The sequence below is a fragment of the Acinetobacter nematophilus genome (assembly GCF_026344175.1).
GTDB lineage: Bacteria > Pseudomonadota > Gammaproteobacteria > Pseudomonadales > Moraxellaceae > Acinetobacter > Acinetobacter nematophilus.
In genome coordinates this window covers 1-1,602 of the sequence record NZ_JAPKMY010000028.1, presented here as the reverse complement: position 1 = coordinate 1,602, position 1,602 = coordinate 1, and the positions used below count along the sequence as shown (strand labels likewise).

General features: G+C 43.3%; 2 protein-coding genes. Both read right to left on the bottom strand.

All coding sequences use genetic code 11. The annotated features are described in order from the left end of the window. A partial coding sequence (locus OSH00_RS20425) for a hypothetical protein (protein ID WP_266131948.1) occupies positions 1–203 on the bottom strand: 203 nt, incomplete at its 3' end. After that, positions 200–1,602 (bottom strand): TolC family protein (locus OSH00_RS20420; RefSeq protein ID WP_266131947.1); only part of this gene is annotated, 1,403 nt, incomplete at its 5' end. The genes OSH00_RS20420 and OSH00_RS20425, both read right to left, overlap by 4 nt.

Genomic DNA, 1,602 nt, shown 5'->3' with positions numbered 1-1,602 from the left:
AGGACATCGGTACTAAAGTCAGCCTGACGTACATTTAAGCCGACCTGACGGGTAATCAAGGCCAGCATGTCATCAATATGCTGATATTTATTCCAATCCAGTTGCAGACGTATTTGTTCTTCTGAGGGTTGAATACGGTAATGCTGTGCAACCGCGACAATGGCTTGTAACCAGGGTTGATAGTTGAGTGTATTATTATTCATGGCTGAACTTCAAACCCCTGAATTTGCATATTATTTAAATGATAAGCATGTCTGCTCTTACCGGTTACATTGATAAACTGTGCAATGGTGTCATAGATATCAAATCGTGCAGCTTCTCTTTCAATCCTTGAGCTTTGATATGATTGTTCGGAACTGAGTAAATCTAAAATCGAACGTTTGCCGAGTTTGTATTGCTCTTCATACAACTCACGGGTTTTGGCGGTTGAGCGTTCTCGGTCCATCAATACCCAAATTTGTTTATCGGTGTTTTCTATACTTTCACGGGCAATCTGGGCCTGATCCATAATATTGAGATAGGTGGCATTCAATTTGGCGCGTGCGGCCTGTTCAGCATAATTTGCCGCTTTGACTTGTGAACCAACAGCACCGCCTTGATAGAAATTACTCGACATCTGCACCCCAATTGAACTGTCGGTATCGTTTTCAATCCCGGTATTGGGGTTTTGACCATGCAAGGCCTTGGTCACCGCACCGACCAATGAAATGGTGGGATAAACACTGAGTTGGGTCTGTTTCTTTTGACTCTGTGCCACATCAATTTGGGCCTTTGCTGCAATCATGCTGGGAATGGTATTCACTTCAGGGTCGTCATATAAACCTGATTGCTTAACGAATTCATCAGGAATATTGAACTCGGTTTGACTGACATCAAAACCCAATAAGGTGCGTAGCTTTTGTTCTTGTTGTCTGAGGAAATTCTGTTGGGTAATCAGGTAGGATCGGGAATACTCAACATAACTTTGTGCCTGTACCGGATCTGCATGGCTGCTGATGCCTGCCTCGGCTCTTAATCGTGCAATCTCATGTAAACGGCTGACCCCATCAAATTGATCCTGGGCGATTTTTATAATATGACGATATCTCAGTAAAGCTAAAATATCTCGCACCGTTTGCGTGGAGATTTCATCAATACTGATCAAGACATTGGCTTGTTCAACCGCCAATTTATTCTGTTGTGTGGTGACACTGCTTTTGACTTTGCCAAAATCATAGAGCAATTGATTGGCTTCAACAGAATACAGCTGCCGCCCTTTATCATTTGAGGTGAAGTCACCAGTATTCATACCGGCTTTTAATTGCGGATAGTATTGTGCCTTGGCGACATCGATATTGGCATTTTGGGAAGCCAGAGTAGAAATGGTTTGGGCAATATTGGGATTGCGTTTAACGGCGATTTGCACGGCTTCTTCAAGATTCAAGGTACGTGTGGGTACTGCATATTGCTGGGCTGGTGAGGTATTTTCCAGATAAAGATTATTCAAAGATGCTTTTTGCCCTAGATAGGGTTTGACCATAGGCAAAGTGTTGGCTGTGCTTTGCTCGGGTTGGTATTCAAAGTCAGCGAGTTGCTTAAGTTGTACGGTACGGAAGGATGAGT